This window comes from Rossellomorea sp. GAMAL-10_SWC, assembly GCF_049568075.1.
Taxonomy (GTDB): domain Bacteria; phylum Bacillota; class Bacilli; order Bacillales; family Bacillaceae_G; genus Gottfriedia.
In genome coordinates this window covers 1,840,770-1,861,781 of record NZ_CP144911.1, presented here as the reverse complement: position 1 = coordinate 1,861,781, position 21,012 = coordinate 1,840,770, and the positions used below count along the sequence as shown (strand labels likewise).

The window sequence follows — 21,012 nt, the reverse complement described above, 5'->3', positions numbered from 1 at the left end:
TATGAAAATTGTACTTTTAAAACCTTTTATTGTAAAACCGAAGTTTAGTAATTATTTTGTTTCTAACCACCTACAATTCAAACGATTTGTATTTATTCCAATTGGTTTATTGAATAAGTCAATTAACCAAGAAGAATTTAAAGTAACTATTTATTTTTTAATTCTCCTTGAACATTATCCCTAATTGGAATCGAACAATGAAATGAAAAGCTATTTTTTAACAAACTACTACACTTTAAGGAGGATTAAAAACGTGGTCATCGAAAAAGTGCATCCTGAAATCAAAAATATCATTACAAATATCGAAAATGTAATGATTGGAAAAAGAAATGAAGTCGAACTTAGTTTGGTAGCCCTTCTTGCAGGAGGGCATGTTTTATTGGAAGATGTTCCGGGTGTTGGGAAAACAATGATGGTAAAAGCACTTGCTAAATCCGTTAATGCAAATTTCCGAAGAATTCAATTTACCCCTGACTTGTTACCTTCAGATGTAACAGGGGTTTCAATTTATAATCCAAAAGAGATGGAGTTTAAGTTCCATCCAGGACCTTTGATGGGAAATATTATCCTTGCTGATGAAATTAACCGAACATCTCCAAAAACACAGTCTGCACTATTAGAAGGTTTGGAGGAAGCAAGTATAACAATTGATGGGATAACCTATGAACTAGCCAAGCCCTTTTTCGTTATGGCGACACAAAATCCAATTGAATATGAAGGTACATATCCACTTCCTGAAGCACAGCTAGATCGATTTTTGTTAAAGATGACAATGGGATATCCGACAATAGATGAAGAACTAGAAATATTAAATAGGTTGCAAAATATCCCTCCCATTGAAGAGTTAAAACCTGTCATTGACATTGATGGTTTACTATCGCTTCAAAAGGAAATGAAGAATGTTTTTATCGATGAATCGATTAAGCATTATATTGTGAGTATTGTTAATAGTACGAGACTAGACGGAAATGTTTATTTGGGTGCAAGTCCAAGAGGTTCAATCGCACTTATGAAAGCGGGACAAGCATATGCATTCATGTCTGGGCGTGATTACGTTTTACCGGATGATATACAATATCTAGCTCCATTTGTATTGTCCCACCGAATTATTTTAAATTCAGAATCAAAATTTGAAGGAAATACTGCAGAAAAAATTATTAAAAATATTGTTAAAAAGATTTCTGTACCTGTAAAAAGGAAAGTGAAATTATAATGAAAATACAATTACGTGTCCTCAAAAAAGTCAGGAAGTATCTATTGTTATATTTTCTATTACCAGTACTGTTTTTGAATGCTTTGTTTCAAGGAGGATTTGTAAGTTGGTTTTTATTCTATAGTTTTATACCATTTATCTTATACTGTGTTGCATTATCTTTTTATCCTTTGGAAAATCTGAAAGTGACTAGAGAACTTCCTAAAAACGGTTTCCAGCTCGGTGATCCGATAAAAGTTATTTTAACCGTGAAAAAGTCAAATTTTTTTCCTGTATTTTATTTTTTAATAGAAGAAAATTACTCAAATAATTTACAAACTACTGATGAACAAAAATTTACAAAGGAGCTGATTTTAACTGGCTTTAAAAAAGAATGTTCCTTTGATTATATGATTCACAAATTACCACGAGGGGAGTACATTTTTAATTCCTTAACAATAAAGGTTGGTGATCCTCTTGGTATTTTCGAATCGAAAATAAAATTCACTATTATTAATAGATTCGTAGTATATCCTCAGTATTCGGATCTTTATTATCGTCCACTTGAGCATCAAAATAATCAAGGCTCGACAATGTATAGTCATCATATTCAGCGGGATATATCAATGGCTGTGGGTATAAGAGAATACCAGTCTGGAGATAGGTTTTCCTGGATTAATTGGAAAGCTTCCGCTAAACGAAATGAGTTGATGACAAAAGAGTTTGAAGAATTACAATCTAATGATCTGTTTGTCATAATGGATTGTGCTCAAAATGAACTTTTTGAATCAATTGTGTCGTTTACTGCATCTTTTCTACATACTGTCCTGAAAAAAGGTATTCAGGTTGGCCTTTTAACAAATAACAAAAAACTAGATTGCTTTCCAATTAGAGGGGGAGAAGGACATTTTCAAAATCTTTTTTACCACCTTGCGAAAATAGAGGCAAATAATACTTCACCAATTGAGATGGTTTTAGAAAAAGAACTTCGTTTCATTCAACAAAGTGTATCTTATATCTTAATAACCACTCATTTATCGAAAAAATTGGTCGAAAAAGCTAGTTTTATTAAAAATAGAAAAGGCTCATTTACAATATTTGTCATTAAGGCAGAGTCTATGATCGTAACAGAAACTGAAATATCACTCATTTCAATCGCCAATGGACACGGGGTGAGAACAATCATTGTACGTGAAGGTAATTTTAATGCAGCCTTTACAGGGGGAGATATACGATGAAAAAAAGTAATTTCACCTTATTTTTGTTGTATTCTTATGGCTGTTTATTGTTATTGGAATGGATAAGGCCCATTGATCATTTAACAAATACGTATCATATGAAAGTCTTCACGTTATACATGATTATAGTTTTTACATTATCTTTTTTTAAATTAAAAAGAATCCTTCAATGGATTATAAACATATTCTTAGTTTTAATCTTCATTAATCGGTTCCATTACGATTTAGGTTTCTTTCATTTTCGATGGATATTAATTTTCATTAAATATATAGTTCAGAACATTATTTGGCTTACAAATGGACATTTTAATGAATTGACTAACGAATTCAAGACATTATTATTCTTACTTACACTTTCTATAATCGTCTATTTCATCAATTTCTTTTTAAACCGCAATTGGATCATTTTCTTATTCCTTTTGACAGTTTTATATATTACTCTTTTAGATTCGCTTACCGACTACGTTGCCAAACCTGTCATTGTTCGAACAGTAATACTTGCCTTTACAACCATGGGTTTATTAACTTTTGAAAATCTAATGGATAAAGGAAGAGTTAATTATTATTCAGAATATGTAAAAAAATGGATGGTTCCACTCGTTAGTATGATTACTCTTTTTGTCCTAATTGGATTTTTTGCCCCTAAGCCTTCACCAATCTGGATTTCCTCAAATTGGTCTTTACATGTATCAAACCAGGATGACAATGTTGGTTCCGGTGGAGGAACAAATACAGTTGGGTACGATACCGATGATGCAAGACTAGGCGGGCCTGTAAAAGGTAATGATGACCCGATTTTTCAATATGAATCAAACCAAAGTATATATTGGAAAATGGAGACTAAAGACACCTATACAGGTCGAGGTTGGGTTGCTTCAGCATCGGCGCAGCGTCCTATAAAAAAAGAAGATTTTGTAATGTTAAATACTTATCCAGATGCGATTGAGACCAATATTGAAACAGCAAGGATCACAATTTATGATAACTATCAGTATAACTATATTATGTATCCTGAAGGAATTAATAAAGTAGTAAAAATTCTACCTTTTGAACCAGATCGAAATGTTTTTAAAGTTGACACAACTATTGACAGAATTAGCTATTTCAATAAAGATAGCATTCCAGAAATTCCAACCAGTTTTGAAGTAGAATATGAAATACCTAGATATAAAGCAAAAGATTTAATCAAAACAGTAAAACTTGATTCAAATTTGATCGATGCTGACTTTTACCAAAAATATACTCAATTACCAGCAAATTTACCTAAGCGAATAGGTGAGTTGGCTCAGCATATAACAATAGGAAAAACAAATTGGTATGACAAAGCGAAAGCAATAGAGAATTACTTTGAAAGGAATGAATACATTTATACTCAAAAGGATGTTGCTTTTCCAGGTAAAAATGTTGATTATGTGGACCAATTTTTATTTGACACGAAAAGTGGTTATTGTAATAATTTTTCCACATCGATGGCAGTAATGCTTAGAACGCTAGGGATACCAACACGTTGGGTTAAAGGATTCTCAGACGGTAAATTTGTTAGAAACAGTAAAGAAGACTCATCAAAACAAATTTACGAAGTGAATGCTAACGATGCTCACTCATGGGTTGAGGTATTTTTACCAAATCAAGGCTGGGTGGCATTTGAACCTACTAAAGGCTTTTCAAATGAACTAAATATCAATAACAGCAATGAAAATTTATCTACCACTCAACAGCAAGATTTACCTACAAATGTAATTAAAAATAAAGCGATGCCTGAACTTAAAGAAGTAAATAAAGTAAATGGTAAAGAAACAAAGAAAACTGAAAAAACAAATTACTTTTCTAATCTCTGGTATAAGATTAAACAGTCAATTATAAGTGGTTCGAAAGAGATTTTTCTTTCTCTAGGACTGATTCTTGCTGTTATAGGTATCATTTATCTAAATCGTAGAAAATGGCTTCCTTACTTTTTCATGTTACTTTACAGTTTTAGTAAAAAAGACGATAGACTAGAATCAGCTTACCTTACTTTATTACGTCAATTAGCTCGTTATGGATTAAAGCGTAACGAAAACGAAACACTTAGAAATTACGCAAAATATATTGATTCTCTTTTTACTTCATGCGAAATGACCGAATTAACCATATATTATGAGCAATACTTGTATCAACAAGTTAGCCAGGAAGATAATTGGCAGAGATGCCTAAAATTATGGAAGAATTTAATGAAAAGGGCGATCTAAAAAACTGTAGGTTATGTAATAAGTTTGGCTCAAAAGAAAGAGGGTATAATTTCTGAATTTCTTACTCATCAATCGCATGTGATAGTTGAATAAAAGCTTACATTAAAAGGTCTATTTCCGAACACGGAAGTCGACTTTTTTATTTATAACGAATGTTGTTAGTATTGAACTCAATTAAATTGAACTAATTAAGTTAAAAATTTATCAGCGGCATTTACTAAATAATCAAAAAGAGAACTTATTAATGATAATTTTCTAGAAATTGAAGCGGGACTTAGACCTATAGTATTTTTTTATATGATGCCAAATTTACGAAACCCTAATAAGCAAGAAAAATCAGTCCCTTTTTTATATTGGTTAACTGAATATTTTTTATACTGTTGCAAAGAGCTTGTAAAAAACTTGTAAAAAGAGTGTAGTCTAATTTGCATTAAATTGTTACATTTCTAAGTTAACATATATAAGTATATGTCAAGCTTAGGGAGATAACGATGAAACGAATTATTAATAAATTAATATTAGTAGCTGCAAGTTTATCATTTACTATACTTCCAAATGGTGTACTTGCAGAGAATATAAATAATACAAAGATTAAGAGTATTCAAGATAAACGAGTAAAAGTTCAAGAAGAAGCACAAAAAGCAAAAAATGAGATGGATCAACTAAATGATCAAAAAAAATTGTTATTAAACTCTTTAGATACAATTAACACATCAATTGAGAATGCAAAAATAAAGAAGAGTCAAAAAGAGGCAGAATTAATAAATGGCAAAAAAGAAATAGAAAAATTACAAGCTGAAATAGAGGAATTACAAAAACGTTTAGATCAACGTCAAGTAATTATAAATAATCGTTTAGTTACAATACAAAAATCAGGTGGAAATAACTCATATTTAGACGTTATTTTTGATGCAAAAGGTATTGGTGATTTAGTTCAACGAATAAACGCTATTGGTAAATTTATGAATGCTGACCAAGACATCGTTAAGGAACAACAAAACGATATTGAAAAAGTTGAATTAAAAAAGAAAGACTTTATGTTAACTCAACATAAGTTGGAAAATGATAAAAAAGATCTTCAAAATTTAGAACGTTCACTTGTTAATCAAGAAATTCAAATGAATGCTATTCTAAGCAAACTTAAGGATGATGTATCTGAAAAGGAACAGGATATTTTAAGTTTAGAAGAACAGGAAGATCTATTAAAAGAACAGGAAAAAGCAATAAAAGTCGCTTCAAGTATTTCAGGTGGTAAATTTACTCGACCAGCGGAAGGCTATTTATCTTCAGGTTTTGGATATCGATCATTTGATCATGAAACGCATTTTGGCGTAGATATTGCTAAAAATGGAAGTACACCGATTGTCTCAGTAGCAAATGGCGTTGTAATACGAGCTTACCATTCATCTAGTTATGGTAATGTTGTCTTTATTACACATAATATTAAAGGAAAAGTATTTACATCAGTTTATGCTCATATGCAAAATTATCAAGTCTCAGCAGGGCAAACTGTTTCAAAAGGACAAAAAATTGGAATGATGGGAAATACAGGACATTCTTTTGGTAAGCATCTTCATTTTGAATTGCATGATGGTCAATGGAATGAGGCAAAATCAAACGCTGTTAACCCAGCAAAGTATATTAATTTTTAAGCTTTTAACAATCTATAAACAGTAAACAGCCTATTTTTAGCTAGGCTGTTTTTGATATTGGAAAGATATATGAAGGATGTTTATCGCATAAAGAGATATGGATTCTTGAGAAGGATGGATGATTTTAGATAATACGGGAATAGTGTACGAACAATTCTTTAGATGGTGTACTATTTTAATTGTATTGAAATATAAATAAGTGAAAAATATAGTAAATCTTAGATTTACTATCGAAAGAGTTTTTATGTGTTCAGGAGTAATTAAAGTAACAATTTACCAAATGACAAGTTCTGAATTTTTCATCGGATCGCAATCATTGTCTATACTTACTAGAGAGGATGAAGTATATGGAGCAAATGCGATTTGCAACTAAAAGTGATTTTGACAGTCTCATCGAACTTGATGCTAGTGAGTATACAACTGACTGGTTAGTAACTAACGAATTTGCGACAGTCGCATGGGAACGAAATCAGGAAATTTACCGTGTGCTTGAATGTAATGGAGAAATTCAAGGTTTTATTGCTTTTTTTCCGTTAGAAAAATCAACATTTGAAGCGCTGTTAGCTCATGAGTTAGACGAAAACAAATTGTGCGACTATATTATGCCATATAAAAAAGGTGAAACCGTATATATATATTTGGCTAATATTATAGTTAACCAAAACCACATGGATCGAAAACGATTTGCAAAGTTGATTATTCAAGAAATCAAAAATGAAATAAATCGTGTTCAAACACTGGACTGTAATGTAGGAGAGATTGGAGCTATTGCAATTACAGATGCTGGGGTACGCGTTTTAGATAATTCACATTTAAGTAACTCTGGAAAATATCCTGGATATGAATCAGTATACGTATATCGAGGAACAACTTTTTAACTTGTTCAATAGTAGGGTGGTATAAAATTGCCATCCTTTTAATATTGATTTATTCTAGTTTACATAATATATATTATAGGAAGTTAAAGTGAAATCACTATTTTCCATCTCAATAAACAAGTATTCTTAGTGTTTTGAGATAAAACGAAAAAAATCATCAATTTGAATAATCAGATCAAAAAATCAATTCAATAGTTTAAATACTAACTAATTTATAAATAACAAATTCTATATTGTAATTAAATCATTTAACATATGAGTAAAATTAATTTATAAAAAATTTTTCAAAAAAAATAAAAATTATATTAGTTTATTTGATTTTAGTTTCTACAACAATTCAAACTTTTTATCGTTTATTTCATGCACTAATTATGTTAACTTTTTATTTGATTTCAATTACCGTTCCATCATTAAAAATAATATTTGTAACCCTTAATAAGCTCTATTTTTAAAAATATATTTCCTTTAATATATACTCTCCTTTAAAATTTCTTCATGTGATATCCCTCACAATATGTGTTCCAATAAAAAACATCACGTTTAAGCGATGTTTTTTAAAGTTAGTTACTTAACGATCCGTTTCAGTATATGTAATTCCTAAGTATCTTTCTGTTCTTGGTTCAAATTCTACATTTACATATACCCCGAATTCCCTGCTTCCATCTTTTAATCTTAACCATAATTTGAATTTTTCTATTGAGACTGTTGGTGTTTTTTGTTCTCTACCAATGTGTAAATAATCTATTACATCCGCTTGCGGATATCTTTGGATTGTTGTTTCAACTGCAATTTTCCCCCATTTAGCATATGGAGGCTCATAAACTGGTTGTGCAGTAGCTGGGTTTACTTTGCAAAAAATACAAAATAAGAATGAGAAAATGAAAATGGCTCTAAATTTTCTTTTCATAATACCTCCTCCTTTTTGCTCCTATCCTTACTATTCGACCCCTCTGCACTATCTATCCGTTTCTTGTTTGTGCAATTTATATCAGTTTTTACGCATTTTACTAATAAAAAGAAATTTTTTACAAATAGTAATCCTATATGTATTTGATTAAGGAGGATTTATTTTGCAAAAGAATTTTCACTTTAAAACTGGATTTATTATCTTATGCATAATATGTATTTCACTGATTACTTTAAATATTTACTTACCCCCTAAAAAAGAAGTTAATGCTTTTAGTAGTCAAGTACTCAGCCGTGGTTCAACTGGCGATGATGTTAAGGAGCTTCAAGAGCGACTTATATTTATAGGGTTTCTGGACGATAAAGCTGATGGAGTTTTTGGCTGGAATACATATTGGGCTCTTCGTAATTTTCAAAAGGAATTTGGTATGAAGGTTGATGGTGTCGCAGGAACAAAATTAAAAGAAAAACTGACAAAAGCAACTAAAAATTATAAAGGTAGTTCGGCCAATAATACAGCAAATAATAATGCTTCCAACAATAAACCGGCTAAACCTAATACAAATAAACCTAATAATTCGAATGCAAAACCAAATAACAAACCAATTGCGAATGCACCAAACGGTTATACAGATAACGACATTAAATTAATGGCGAATGCTGTATATGGAGAATCACGTGGTGAGCCATATATTGGGCAAGTTGCTGTTGCTGCAGTCATTTTAAATCGTTTAACAAATGCATCTTTTCCAAATTCAATAGCTGGGGTGATTTATCAACCTGGTGCTTTTACAGCAGTAGCAGACGGTCAAATTAATTTAACACCTAATGCTCAGGCTAAAAAAGCTGTGATTGATGCAATAAATGGATGGGATCCAACCACAGGATGTATTTATTACTACAATCCTAAAACAGCAACAAACCAATGGATTCGTGGCCGCCCTATCATTTTAACAATTGGCCAACATATTTTTTGCAAATAATTGTAGTGAGGTGTAATTATGAAAGGTAGTTGGATTGTTGCCGGTGCTTTAGCAGTCGCTCTAATCGGATCTGGTTACTGGGGATATTCGAAAAATCGCGAACTGAAAGAAATGAACTTAAGAGCCGAAAATAATTATCAGAGAGCTTTTAATGAATTAACATTTGATATGGATTTATTACACGATAAAATCGGTACGACTTTAGCTATGAATTCAAGAACGTCTCTCTCCCCTGCTTTGGCAGATGTATGGCGTATTTCGATTCAATCTAAATCTGACATTGCACAATTACCACTAAAATTTGTGCCTTTTGATAAAACGCAGGCCTTTTTAACTGGCGTTGCAAACTTTAGCTATAAAACAGCGGTGCGAGATTTAAATAAAGAACCTTTAACTGCAAAGGAATATGATTCTTTACGAAAAATTTATTCAACATCTGAAAAAATTCAAGATGGTCTACGTAATGTACAAACAAACATCATGAATAAAAACTTAAGTTGGATTGATGTTGATCAAATGTCTGAAGAAAAAAAAGCATCTCGAGACAATAGTATCGTGGATGGTTTTAAACATATTGAACAAGTAAAAGCAACTACAAACAATGATTTTGGTCCAACGTTTTCAAATGGTCAAGAAGAATCTAAAGGCTTAAAGAAGTTAACTGGTAAAAAAATTGATGAAAATGAAGCTAAAAAAATTGCTGAAGACGCTGTACCGCTCAAAAATGTAACGAAAATCCAAGTAACTAGAAGTCAAAGTGATAATAAACGATTTGAACCTTTTTACTCAGTTTCGATGGCTCACAATCACCCAGTAGCTGATACGTATATGGAAATAACTGAAACTGCTGGCTTGCCAATCTTCTTTATTACAAATAGACCAATAGCGAAACAGCAAATCAGTTTAGACGATGCAGTGAAAAAAGGTTTAAGCTATTTAAATTCAAAAAACTATAAGAACATGGAATTATATGATAGTTCACAATACGATACGATTGGCGTACTTCAAATGGTTAAATCAATTGATGACGTACGCATCTATCCAGAAGCAATTCAATTAAAGGTTGCATTAGATAACGGTCAAATCATCGGATTTAATGCTAAAAACTATATTACGTCAAACCATGTACGTAAAATCCCTACTCCTAAGCTTACACTTGAGCAAGCAAAAGCAAAGCTTAATAAAAATGTTAAAGTTGAAGAAGAACGTTTAGCTGTTATCTTAAATGATTTTAATAAAGAAGTTCTTACTTATGAATTTTTAGGTACATATAATCACGATACATATGATATCTTTATAAATGCAACGACTGGTGATGAAGAAAAGGTTAAAAAACTTTGAGGGATATCAATAAAAGCACAGGTTTATTACTTCCTGTGCTTTTTTATGTAGAAACGATTTAATTTAATTGTATTAATATGTTCGGATCTTTAATTTTTTGATCCTGAGCTAATAAAACAATTTTTGATAAAATTTCGGCTGTTTTTGGATCCTCATCAATAAATGGTAAAAAGATTTTCCCTCTATGCTGTGAATGAACTGGGATAATATATAAAGCTCCTTTCGCATTCTTATAAGTGTTTCCACTTCCAAGATGTACGTTGTATTCACCAAGTTTTCCATCTATTTTTGCATGATTTTGAGAGAAATCAACATTTGAGATTTTCATTAATCTAAGTGACTCATGAATAATTGCTTTTCGCATTTCAATGGTTGATAAACTTGCCTCGGGATCTACTCCTCCAACATGAGCTATACTTACAACCAAATCAACATCTCTCATTACCTCAGAGAAAATAATAGTCGGTATATCCTCAATTAAAATGTTTTCATATGTTTTACGATTAATAAATTCTATGGTCTCTAATGTAGGTGCTTCAACATCTGATGGCGAAAACCAATCCGCTGCAGCATAAATCTTAACAATAATATTTTCCTTATAAAAAACCTTCTGTAATCCCTCTTCGTAACTTGCTGTCCATAAACGGCTTTTTAATAACGACACGGTTTTTCTTGGTTGTACCTGATGCCCTTCATATCTTCTCGAAATTTTACCATTTGCTAATTCATCAATAGTTGGTAAATATACTTCTCGGAAAACTTGTTTAAAAGGTTGAACGATTTTATTTTCAAAAATAAATTTTTGACATTCACTCCACTTACCGTTCTTATATAAATGTGTAGGATGTGCAATTTTTAAGAAATCCGAATCGCTTAGTTGATATTCGTTACCATTTGGACTTATCAGCTTGTTATCTTCAAAAAATCCAATTTTATTTTCATTCACAAATAAAAGCTTACTCATTAGTTGTTTTACAATCATATTTTTAGTCAAATTCTCTAACTCTTTAACTGTAAATATCGTTTCTGAAATCATCGATTTTTCTAACTCAGTTTTTGCTCTTCTTAATTGATCTTTAATTTCTTTCTTTACTTCAGTCAATTTCAAAATATACTCATGCTTTTTATATTTAGCTGGAATGGATTTTAAAGCTTTGTCGTTTTTATCAATGATGAAATTAACTGATCCTTTTTCATTTAATTCAAGTCTAATCATTAGTTCATCAATCTTTTTGGGTTCAAAATAGGTGATATATTCCTCCGCCTTTTTAGATTCTAAATCCCATGTCATTCGAATGGTATCTGAATAGCCAGCATTTCTAGCTAGATTTCCTAATGCAATTTCGACTATTTTCGTTTCACTAGCTCTTCTTTGGGCTCCATACTGTTTGCTTTCCTTTAAAAATTGTTGAATAAATTCATAGCGTATAACTAAATCTTTTGTAGTTGAATTATCTAAAGGAACTAAACTATAGCATAATAAGTGCTCTTTATTTCGTTTATCGACTACAGAAGTCTTTAGATTTTCTAAATTTAATTTTCCAAGAACAGCATCAGCAAATAATTGTGATCTACGGTGATTTGCTCCACCTGAAATATATTTGGCGCAATCGTAAAGGATCTCAAAACGTTCTGATCCTAACTCTTTATACGCCTCAGTAAACCAATTAATGTCAAATGCACCATCATTAAATTGAATAGGCTCAATTGGAGAGTAATGTGCGACGATCGCAGCCTTTTTATCCTCAAAATCTTCGTTAATATGTGCATGGAAATACCATGCAGCACTTTTTAACCCGTTGCAATTTAAATAGTCAGAAACGAGATCAAGCCATTGCGGCGCATACATCGCAGCTTCAAGTAAACGTTTTTCTGATATTTCTTTAGCATTTAATAACTTAAATAGGATTTCAACATGATCGTGTTCATTCGGATAACATGCTTTTAACAATGAACTAAACGATTCTTTCTTAGAAATTTCTTCACCACTTGCATAAAAATATCCTCGAACAAATCCTTCATCGCCAAGCCTTTCAAGAATTTGAACAAAGTAAGAAGTACCTTCAAAATAATCAATCCCACCAGCAAAATTCGATACACTCGTTGCTAAATCTCCCCGCTTTAATTCAATCTCTAAAACCCTGTCTAGTATTTTTTGTGCTATTTTAGTGATTTCAGGGTATTTCTTTACTAATTCACTGTTTTCAACATAGATTTCCCTAAAGAATTTAGTTCGTTTTGGATCACTCAGAATTTCTTTAAGAAGCTCATTTTCATCTATTACATTTAAAGTGTAAGCACGTATTAAATCCTCTGGTGAGTGTTTAAATAAACGCTTTTTACAGTAATGGTAAAGATAATTTTTATATTCATAGTACTCAATAAATGATTCATCGTCATAAATTGATTCTTCTAACCATTCAATTAGCGACTCAGACAAATAATCATAAATCTTAAGCCAATTTGATCCATTTGCAATGAGTATTGAAAACGACTTTAGTTGATTTAATAGATAATGGAATTTATCTTCTTTAGGCAGATCATTAAAATATGCTTCGATAATACTTCTAATTTGTTGTTCGTAATTCAGCTCAACAATCGTTTTGCCTACTTTTTTTAAGCTCGAAATAGGAAAAAAAGAAGTAAGTAAGTCTTTCTGACGGCTATTTAATGGAGTAAGATTTTCTTCATCAGTTAAATCATAATTTCGATACTTATAATCCCAAGGGTTAAATGTATGATCGTAGTAATTTACTAAGTCATGTCCATTTAAATAAAACCATAATTCAATTATTTGGTTGGTACGAAGACCACTAGAAATCAAATAGTTTTTCCAAACATCAGGTAAAGGTAATTGATCTATCATTTTTAAGTCATCTGATTTATAATGTCTTATCATCTCTATATGACTACCTAATAAAACGAATTCTTTCTGTCCATCCCAATATTCGATTTCAAATTCATAATCTTTATTTTCATGTATTAGCTCCGTTAAACCATTTAGAAAAGATAAAATTGTAGCTTTATTAAGTGTAAACCATTCTTTTTGTTGGTATGATTTTTCAATTTCAAGCTTTCGAACTGGCCTAATTTTACTTGGGTCATATAAACCAAATCCATTTTTTTCGTTCCATTCTTGCTTTGTTAATTTATCAATCTGCAACCGCTCATTTTCCGTTGGATTAGAAATTAAATGGAGTAATTCCTTATATTGATCAAAGTTGGATTTGTGTACGTTATGTTCTTTCGTTTGGTTTACAATATCTAATGCCCCAAGACGTTGTTGAGCTTTCTTACTACTCAATAAACGTTTTAACGATTCTTTTAACTGGTTGTCCTTAAGCTTTAATAGTAAATGGATTGCTTCTTGTCTAACTAATGGTGTTTTAAGCGTAAGTAATGCCTCAATTCGTGTGATATCAGAGTCGTTTAAAGACGTTATTTTTTTAATTTTAGCGATAGCTTCTTCTCTTATTAATACACTTCTATCTGATAAAGCATTAAAAAGATATTCCTTTTGAGTTGGGTCATCAATATTTACGATAAAATAGTCTAAGAACTGAGACCTAGTTTCAGCGCTCATATATTTTTTGTACTCCATTAGTTGAGCAATCCAATTATGATCTAAATCATACGCTGTTAAATAGATTAAAATTTGAATAATCGTATCCGGTGAATAGGTTATTTCCATCTGTTTAAATGCGCTGGAATTTAGTACTTTGTTTGCTTTAGGACCATGTTCTACGAGATTACAAAAATAATTGAACTGCTTAGTACGAACATGTTTATCTTGTAAAAGCGGTTCTTTATAATATAAAAATTTATTTTCATTTCCACTTAAAAAGTTATATCTCGTTGAACAACGATATGGATAATTTTTAATCGTCCAGGCTTGCAATTCTATATCTGTTTGTTCGAAATGATTCGTTAATAGAGAATAAATAAGTGGTTTATTTTCTAATTGGCCAATTAAATAATGTGCAACTACTTTTTGATAATGTAAGCCGTTTGTTAAAATCAGACTAATTTCATTGATTAAATCAGCTTCCTCATATACACCTTTAGCCCATAAAGAAATATACAGCTGATCTACATTATTTTGAGAAGTCCAATCATTTCGTATATCTTCGTTATTTAATGCTAAAGAAATATAGGTAATAACTTGATTCACGATTCTTTTATTATTCGACTCAAATTCAACACCAGTCCAAACGGCTAGTGCTCTTACAATCGAACTAAAACGTGTTAAATTATTCTCAATAATTATTTGAAGAAGAAACTTCATTCCATCGATAGTACCTTCATCCATTGTTTCTACTATATTTTGTCTTAAGCCTTCTTGTAGACCCGCAGCTAAAAGTAATTTACCCAAATCTTCATAGCTTTCCTGTTTATGAGATTTAAACATCCCTTTAATCATCCATCTACTTAGTAAAGCCGTATTATTTTCACCGTAAATAATTTCTTGTAGTGAATTTTTTATTTCTTCATTTTCATGGTCAAGTTCATAAGCAATCAAATCACTTAATATGGAATGGTAATCATAGTCTTCACTTAATTCAGAGGGTGTGGTTAGAAGCGTTTTTAAATTCACATCGTGCTGATTCCATCGTACTAATTCAAATGATTTTTCGATCACTTTTTTTGTATGTACTGCCATATCCTTCGTTCGAAAAGGTCTTCTATAATAACTTTCTGAATGTGGAAAATCAATTACATGAGCTAGAATATAATCAAATTTGTTTAATTCTTGTTCACCTAATAAAGATTTTATAATAAATCGAATAGGTTCGAAGTATTCGTTTTTAGTTAAGTTTGGATTAGCGGAAAGCAATTTTCTGATTGGGTTAACATAATCGTGATTGTAATAAGAACTACTTTTTGCACCATTAATCATTAATCTAGCAATTTTTAAATGATCTCCGTCAAGTAAATGTAATTTTTCTTCTAAGCTTTGATAATATTCTTTATATTGATTCATGTTGAATTCCTTTCTACCACATACGGCCAGACAGCATCGTTAATTTTATAAATGTAAACTCGTCATTTTCATGTAAGTCAATGTTTTCTTGAAGACTTTCTATTTCATTATCATTTAAAAATACTTTAAATAAGCCGTCTTGGAATGCTAGTAAAGCAGTAGATATTGCTTCCTTTACATTAGCACTCGTATCATTATTGATCTCATTAAACCCAATCTTACCGACCGTTGATTTCATATTGATTTCGTCCTGAGTTAGATAAGGAAGAAACGGAATTCCGATTTCTTTTTGATTAAATGAATTTACGTTTATTGAGAGTAGTTCTTGGATTAAATCTTCAACGGTTAATGGTTTTTTTTCAATTTCAAATGGTTTTTTTTCTATAAATCCTTTTCGTCTAGATAAACTCTTTAGAGTAATAAAAATCTGCATCTGTCTTTCTCCTGTAAGGTGATACTTTAATTTTAGTTGATAATTTGGTAACTTGAAATCTATTAATTATTAAAAATCCTTTATTTAAACAGATTTTAATAAAACAACAATAGTCCTTGGCGTTTGTACCAAGGATTTAACTTCTAAATAAACATCATGAAATTTATTTAATGAATAAAAGAGCAGTAGATTCTGCTCTCAGACTGTTGACAAACGCTCGCTTTCTTCGTTGCTTCGTCTGTCTGCGGTGCTCATTACCTTCAAGGGTAACTCCGCTCCTCACCAAGCTTCGCGCCTCGAAAGACAAGCGCTTGCAATCAGTCTGAAAATCAAGTTTTTTGTACTTTGTCTACACACTAAGAGCAGTAGATTCTGTTCTTTTTTTATCCATATAAAGTATTAAAATATCTTCAAATACTGAAGCACAACGATACTAACCCCTAAAAAAATAACATAATAGCCAAAAATATTCAGTGATTGTTTTTTCAATAAATTGATCATCCAACTGATGGCTAAATAACCGAATAGGCTTGCGGCTAATGTTCCTAGAAATAGTGGGAAAAACGCAATTTGCTCCGCGTTTCCGCCTAGAAGATCTTTTCCTTGGAATACGATTCCACCTAAAATTGCTGGAGTAGATAGTAAGAATGAAAAATAAGCAGCGCTTTTTCGTTCCATTCCTTTAAATAATGCTGCAGCGATCGTTAATCCTGAACGAGAAACCGCTGGAAATATAGCAAGTGCTTGAAATGAGCCGATGAATAAGGCATCAACCCATGTTAGTTCCTCCATTGTTTTCTTTCCCTTTCTCCTTTTGTCAGCAATAAATAAAATAATACCAGTAAAAATAAACTCCCACCCAATCGTTTTACCCGATACAGAAATCTCATCAAAAAAATCTTTAAATAATAAGCCTACAATTACAGCGGGTAATGTTCCTACAAATAGTAATAAAGTTAATTTCGAAAAAGGTTTTTTGATCAAACCTTTCCATTCTTTACTGTAAAAAACAAAAACTGCTAATAAAGTACCAATATGCATTAACGTATCTAATAATAAGCCTGCCTCATCTAACCCGAATAAATGTCTACCAATATATAAATGACCGGTACTACTGATTGGGAGAAATTCGGTTAACCCTTGAATGATGCCTAATATAATTGCTTCAAAGTTAGACATAATCAAATCTCCTTTCATTCAAATTAGTAAATTATATGCAAAAAAAATTCAATTCTTGTCCAAATTATTAAAAACAAAATAAAAAAGCATCATGTTAGATGCTTTTAGGATGGTAACTTGAAAATAACTTACTAGTAGGCTCTTCGTTTAATTGGGTTGAAATATAGTTTGTAGCGTCTAGTAGTTTTACTTCGTCGACATCAGTTGAAATATTAAGTCGATGTAAAAATGAAATAAAATCTTCCGTTTCAATCATTCTATTTTGTTCATTAGAAGGAAAACAACCTCCGAACCCTCCATTTGCTGATTCAAACCGCTGTATCCCATACGAAAGTGAAGTATAGATGTTTGAAATGCCATTCCCATAAGTATTATAAAATTGCATCGAACAACGCTCTTTCGGTATTTTTATTAATAAATCCTCTAAAAATAACTTAACTTGTTGAGGTGTTACTTTTCCGACCGTATCAACAAATGATAACGCCTCCACACCATCATCTAATAAGCGCGATGCTAAATCGATGGCTTTTTGATGACTTACTTTTTCATCGTGACAATCAAATACCGTTGTAATATAAGCACGCGATAGCTTTTCATAATCTTTCGTTACTTTTGTCATCTCTTTTATATCTTTCAATGATTGAGTGATCGAGCAATTTTTAACTTTAACATTATATGACTCACTTGTTGAGATAAAAAAGTTAATTTCATCTGCATCTACAACAAATGCTCTCATTAAACTTCTTTTATTTGGTACTAATACTCCATATGTTAGGTGATGATCTCTTTTTAGCTTCAATACTAATTCGGTAGCTTCACTAAACTGTTGTTTATTCGGAAAATTCATTAAAGTGGATACTTCGATATGATTTATTCCACTATCAATCAGATAGTTAATCCATTGTAATTTTTGGTCAATAGATAATCGTGATCCATATTGAAAATTAATACGAGGTCCAATTTCTTTTATAAATACAGACTGTGGCAAATTCAATATGATCGACTCCTATTCTACTTTTTATTTTTTTTACAAGCTCCTCTGTAAATATCCTTGTTTAAATTTTACTTGAGTCGAAAGTTATTTATGATAGACAAAGTAGAAGCCTTAAAATAAAAAAAGCTCTTGATAAAAATATCAAGTGCTTTTTTTGAAATAATAGTATTTAATTACTAACCAAAATAAATTAGTGAAACTTCCATACTTTGCATAAATATCCATTTTCAAAGATATAAACTCGGCATTTTTTGGAAGAAAATTCATTTATTTGGTAATTTATACTTCTAAATCTTCGCCTTCTTCAATTACATGGAATAATAGATGAACTAAATGATGAATTGAACTAGAAGCATCCAGTTCAACTTCCTCTTCTTCAGAAGTTTCATCAACGAATTCTAAATCATTTAAATATAATGCCATGAATTCATAAAAATCTTTCATTGCAAATGAATAGCAAGCAACTGGTTCTTCATCTTCTTCATTATATTGAAGAACTAAATGAGATACATTTCCTTCATTATCCTCAGAATCTAAAAACACAAAAAAGCCTATATTCGTATCGATTTCGAATAAATGTCTAGTTCCACCTTCAGTAGACTTATGGTATTCCTCGTCATTCAATTTTTGGATTAACATATTATCTACATTATCTTCTTTGTGAAATGTTACATTAAAAGATTTCATCATCATTCTCCTTTTATATCGATTAATCAACGCATGTCTTCATTATGTAACATTCCCTATTTTATAGCAATTATTTCCATAATTAAAAAAATCAATAAACGGGAAATCTACAACTAAAAGGAGTGGGTTTGATGAGTAGAAAAAATAAAATCTTAGTTCCTGAATCTAGAAAAGCTTTAGATGTTTTAAAAGCTAAAGTAATGCATACATCTAATCCTGAAGATGCTAAGTTCGAAGCTGCTGAAGAAGTTGGAGTTCCTTTAACGAAAGGATATAATGGAAATTTAACGTCTCATGAAAACGGTAAAGTTGGTGGACGGATTGGTGGGAATATGGTGAAAGAATTAGTTAGAATGGCGCAGGAGAATTTGAATAAACGGTAAAGGTATAACAGGTAGCGATTGTCATAACAACTATTTGAGACAAGTAAATTAAGGATCCCTAATTAAAAATAACCCTGTAACCAATAAAGGAGACAGGGATTTTTTACGATTTATAAAAATTATTAGAAAAGTCCATGAACAATATATTTCACAAAATCAGTAAAACCTTCTCCTACACCTGTAAAAACCATTTCGTGATAAGCGTTATTCATGCTTAATGCAACTGATATTATAATAAGGATGGGGACTATAATCATTACTTCCTTTTTCATATATACAACACCCCTTAACGTACCATTTAAATTTTAATTTTCTGTCTTATATAAAAATTGTATACAAAGTGTACGTTTTATTCAATTGTGAATTATTTCCAAAAAGAATCAAAAATAAAAAAATAGGAGTGTGCATAGCACGCTCCTATTTCTACTGATTAAACATTTTGAAAATATCCTTTTGTTTTATGCTAGTCGTTTTTCCATTTCCTCAAATTGCTTTTCTACTTTTGGATTTGTATTTGAAGTTAAAAGACTAACTATAATAACTGCTAATAAGCTGAAAAAGAAACCTGGAACCATTTCATATAAGTTAATCGCTTCTTTAATCGCATCCACGCTGATCCAAATGATAACAGTTGCTGCCCCTACTACCATGCCTGCAAGTGCACCCCAGCTAGTCATTCTTTTCCAAAATAAACTTAATAATATAGCTGGACCAAATGCAGCACCGAAGCCTGCCCAGGCATTACCAACAAGATTTAGAATCGTATCATTAGGTGTTAACGATAAAAGTAATGATACAATCGCAACGATTAATACAGCTAATCTACCAATTCGAACGAGCTCTTTATCAGATGCATTCTTTTTACCAAAGATACGATAAAGATCTTCTGTTAAAGCACTTGCAGTTACTAAAAGTTGAGATGAGATAGTACTCATAATCGCTGCAAGTATCGCAGATAACAAGAATCCCGTAATTAGTGGATGAAATAATGTTTTTGAGAAAAAGATAAAAATTGTTTCTGGATCATTTAATGTTAAATTGTTAACTGAAATATATGCAATTCCAACTAGTCCTGTTAATGTTGCACCAGCAATCGTAAAAATCATCCATCCCATACCAATTCGACGCGCTGGCTTTAATTCCTTTACAGTTGAAATCGCCATAAATCGAACAATAATATGAGGTTGTCCAAAATACCCTAATCCCCAAGCAAGTAAAGAAACAATTCCAATAAATGAGGTTCCAGTAAAGATATTTAATAACTTAGGGTCTATATTTTTAATTTCATCGAAAGCAGGCTTTACTCCACCTACATCTGTAAAAGCAACAAGTGGTACTAAAATTAATGCAATAAACATAATTAGACCTTGAACGAAATCTGTTAAACTTACAGCTAAGAACCCACCAAATAATGTATAGGCAATTACAACAGCAGCTGTGACAATTAATCCTACTTTATAATCGATTCCAAAGGCTGACTCAAATAATGTACCTCCAGATACAAAACCAGCTGAGCAATAAAGTGTAAAGAAAATGATAATAACAACAGCTGAAGTAATTCTTAAAATTCGAGTTGAATCTTGGAATCTTTTTTCAAAGAAATTTGGTATTGTAATTGAATTATCGGCTACTTCAGTAAATACACGTAGTCGAGGTGCTAAAAGTAAATAGTTTAAATATGCTCCAATCGTCAATCCAATAGCAATCCAAGCAGATGAGATACCAGTCGCGTACATTGCACCAGGTAATCCCATTAACATCCATCCACTCATATCAGCTGCACCAGCTGAAAGAGCAGTAACTGCAGGTCCAAGACCACGATCACCAAGCATATACTCAGATAAACTATCAGTAGATTTTTTATAAGCGTAAACACCTATAGCTAACATAAAAATAAAGTAAATAGAAATTGATATGAGTACTTGCGTATCCATTTT

The 21,012-nt window shown here is 31.2% G+C and carries 16 protein-coding genes; 8 read left to right on the top strand and 8 right to left on the bottom strand.

Features of this window, described 5'->3' with window-relative positions; genetic code table 11:
• Nucleotides 1–253: 253 nt before the first annotated feature.
• The 5 genes from V5E38_RS09115 to V5E38_RS09095 all read left to right on the top strand — a co-directional run bounded on the left by V5E38_RS09115 (nucleotide 254) and on the right by V5E38_RS09095 (nucleotide 7,188).
• Nucleotides 254–1,213, top strand: coding sequence for an AAA family ATPase (locus tag V5E38_RS09115; RefSeq protein ID WP_499213018.1), 960 nt, complete (start codon nucleotides 254–256; stop codon nucleotides 1,211–1,213).
• The gene (locus V5E38_RS09110) at nucleotides 1,213–2,430 is read left to right on the top strand and encodes a DUF58 domain-containing protein (RefSeq protein WP_499213017.1); all 1,218 of its coding nucleotides are present in this window, start codon (nucleotides 1,213–1,215) and stop codon (nucleotides 2,428–2,430) included. Before V5E38_RS09115 ends, V5E38_RS09110 begins: the two co-directional genes overlap by 1 nt.
• Complete coding sequence (locus V5E38_RS09105; protein ID WP_499213016.1) at nucleotides 2,427–4,658, top strand: transglutaminase TgpA family protein; 2,232 nt, start codon at nucleotides 2,427–2,429, stop codon at nucleotides 4,656–4,658. The genes V5E38_RS09110 and V5E38_RS09105 overlap by 4 nt, the downstream gene beginning before the upstream one ends.
• A gap of 491 nt (nucleotides 4,659–5,149) precedes the next feature.
• Nucleotides 5,150–6,310, top strand: a complete 1,161-nt coding sequence (locus tag V5E38_RS09100; protein WP_499213015.1) for a murein hydrolase activator EnvC family protein — start codon at nucleotides 5,150–5,152, stop codon at nucleotides 6,308–6,310.
• A 347-nt stretch (nucleotides 6,311–6,657) separates the two neighbouring features.
• A complete protein-coding gene (locus V5E38_RS09095; protein WP_499213014.1) occupies nucleotides 6,658–7,188 on the top strand; it encodes a hypothetical protein in 531 nt (176 codons plus the stop codon).
• A gap of 568 nt (nucleotides 7,189–7,756) precedes the next feature.
• On the opposite strand, the gene V5E38_RS09090 is transcribed toward V5E38_RS09095, so the two are convergent.
• On the bottom strand, nucleotides 7,757–8,095 hold the full coding sequence (locus V5E38_RS09090) for a DUF3889 domain-containing protein (protein ID WP_499213013.1): 339 nt from the start codon (nucleotides 8,093–8,095) through the stop codon (nucleotides 7,757–7,759).
• Between the two features lie 163 nt (nucleotides 8,096–8,258).
• On the opposite strand from V5E38_RS09090, the gene sleB reads away from it, so the two are divergent.
• Nucleotides 8,259–9,077 (top strand): spore cortex-lytic enzyme, encoded by an 819-nt coding sequence (gene sleB, locus V5E38_RS09085; RefSeq protein ID WP_499213012.1) that lies wholly within the window; start codon nucleotides 8,259–8,261, stop codon nucleotides 9,075–9,077.
• A 15-nt stretch (nucleotides 9,078–9,092) separates the two neighbouring features.
• Complete coding sequence (gene ypeB, locus V5E38_RS09080; RefSeq protein ID WP_499213551.1) at nucleotides 9,093–10,418, top strand: germination protein YpeB; 1,326 nt, start codon at nucleotides 9,093–9,095, stop codon at nucleotides 10,416–10,418.
• Nucleotides 10,419–10,476: 58 nt separating this feature from the next.
• On the opposite strand, the gene V5E38_RS09075 is transcribed toward ypeB, so the two are convergent.
• The 5 genes from V5E38_RS09075 to V5E38_RS09055 all read right to left on the bottom strand — a co-directional run bounded on the left by V5E38_RS09075 (nucleotide 10,477) and on the right by V5E38_RS09055 (nucleotide 18,692).
• Complete coding sequence (locus tag V5E38_RS09075; RefSeq protein ID WP_499213011.1) at nucleotides 10,477–15,399, bottom strand: DUF4132 domain-containing protein; 4,923 nt, start codon at nucleotides 15,397–15,399, stop codon at nucleotides 10,477–10,479.
• A gap of 13 nt (nucleotides 15,400–15,412) precedes the next feature.
• Nucleotides 15,413–15,832, bottom strand: coding sequence for a hypothetical protein (locus tag V5E38_RS09070; RefSeq protein WP_499213010.1), 420 nt, complete (start codon nucleotides 15,830–15,832; stop codon nucleotides 15,413–15,415).
• 399 nt (nucleotides 15,833–16,231) lie between these two features.
• Nucleotides 16,232–17,011 (bottom strand): undecaprenyl-diphosphate phosphatase, encoded by a 780-nt coding sequence (locus tag V5E38_RS09065; protein ID WP_098233615.1) that lies wholly within the window; start codon nucleotides 17,009–17,011, stop codon nucleotides 16,232–16,234.
• A 94-nt stretch (nucleotides 17,012–17,105) separates the two neighbouring features.
• The gene (locus tag V5E38_RS09060; RefSeq protein ID WP_499213009.1) at nucleotides 17,106–18,005 is read right to left on the bottom strand and encodes a beta/alpha barrel domain-containing protein; all 900 of its coding nucleotides are present in this window, start codon (nucleotides 18,003–18,005) and stop codon (nucleotides 17,106–17,108) included.
• 279 nt (nucleotides 18,006–18,284) lie between these two features.
• Nucleotides 18,285–18,692, bottom strand: coding sequence for a cytosolic protein (locus tag V5E38_RS09055; RefSeq protein ID WP_069033110.1), 408 nt, complete (start codon nucleotides 18,690–18,692; stop codon nucleotides 18,285–18,287).
• Between the two features lie 131 nt (nucleotides 18,693–18,823).
• Between V5E38_RS09055 and V5E38_RS09050 the strand changes: the two genes are divergently transcribed.
• Complete coding sequence (locus V5E38_RS09050; protein WP_499213008.1) at nucleotides 18,824–19,075, top strand: alpha/beta-type small acid-soluble spore protein; 252 nt, start codon at nucleotides 18,824–18,826, stop codon at nucleotides 19,073–19,075.
• A 122-nt stretch (nucleotides 19,076–19,197) separates the two neighbouring features.
• Here the strand turns inward: V5E38_RS09050 and V5E38_RS09045 are convergent, their stop codons facing one another.
• Nucleotides 19,198–19,347: a hypothetical protein gene (locus tag V5E38_RS09045; protein ID WP_176522586.1), complete on the bottom strand. Its 150-nt coding sequence runs from the start codon at nucleotides 19,345–19,347 to the stop codon at nucleotides 19,198–19,200.
• Nucleotides 19,348–19,533: 186 nt separating this feature from the next.
• The gene (putP, locus tag V5E38_RS09040; RefSeq protein ID WP_499213007.1) at nucleotides 19,534–21,009 is read right to left on the bottom strand and encodes an SLC5/6 family protein; all 1,476 of its coding nucleotides are present in this window, start codon (nucleotides 21,007–21,009) and stop codon (nucleotides 19,534–19,536) included.
• Between the last annotated feature and the right edge of the window lie 3 nt (nucleotides 21,010–21,012).

Bases quoted from the DNA above. Each gene is read 5' to 3' on its own strand.
- putP (WP_499213007.1), bottom strand. From the start codon at position 21,009: ATGGATACGCAAGTACTCATATCAATTTCTATTTACTTTATTTTTATG.
- V5E38_RS09050 (WP_499213008.1), top strand. From the start codon at position 18,824: ATGAGTAGAAAAAATAAAATCTTAGTTCCTGAATCTAGAAAAGCTTTA.
- V5E38_RS09105 (WP_499213016.1), top strand. From the start codon at position 2,427: ATGAAAAAAAGTAATTTCACCTTATTTTTGTTGTATTCTTATGGCTGT.
- V5E38_RS09110 (WP_499213017.1), top strand. From the start codon at position 1,213: ATGAAAATACAATTACGTGTCCTCAAAAAAGTCAGGAAGTATCTATTG.
- V5E38_RS09045 (WP_176522586.1), bottom strand. From the start codon at position 19,347: ATGAAAAAGGAAGTAATGATTATAGTCCCCATCCTTATTATAATATCA.
- V5E38_RS09055 (WP_069033110.1), bottom strand. From the start codon at position 18,692: ATGAAATCTTTTAATGTAACATTTCACAAAGAAGATAATGTAGATAAT.
- V5E38_RS09065 (WP_098233615.1), bottom strand. From the start codon at position 17,011: ATGTCTAACTTTGAAGCAATTATATTAGGCATCATTCAAGGGTTAACC.
- V5E38_RS09095 (WP_499213014.1), top strand. From the start codon at position 6,658: ATGGAGCAAATGCGATTTGCAACTAAAAGTGATTTTGACAGTCTCATC.
- V5E38_RS09070 (WP_499213010.1), bottom strand. From the start codon at position 15,832: ATGCAGATTTTTATTACTCTAAAGAGTTTATCTAGACGAAAAGGATTT.
- V5E38_RS09075 (WP_499213011.1), bottom strand. From the start codon at position 15,399: ATGAATCAATATAAAGAATATTATCAAAGCTTAGAAGAAAAATTACAT.
- V5E38_RS09090 (WP_499213013.1), bottom strand. From the start codon at position 8,095: ATGAAAAGAAAATTTAGAGCCATTTTCATTTTCTCATTCTTATTTTGT.
- V5E38_RS09100 (WP_499213015.1), top strand. From the start codon at position 5,150: ATGAAACGAATTATTAATAAATTAATATTAGTAGCTGCAAGTTTATCA.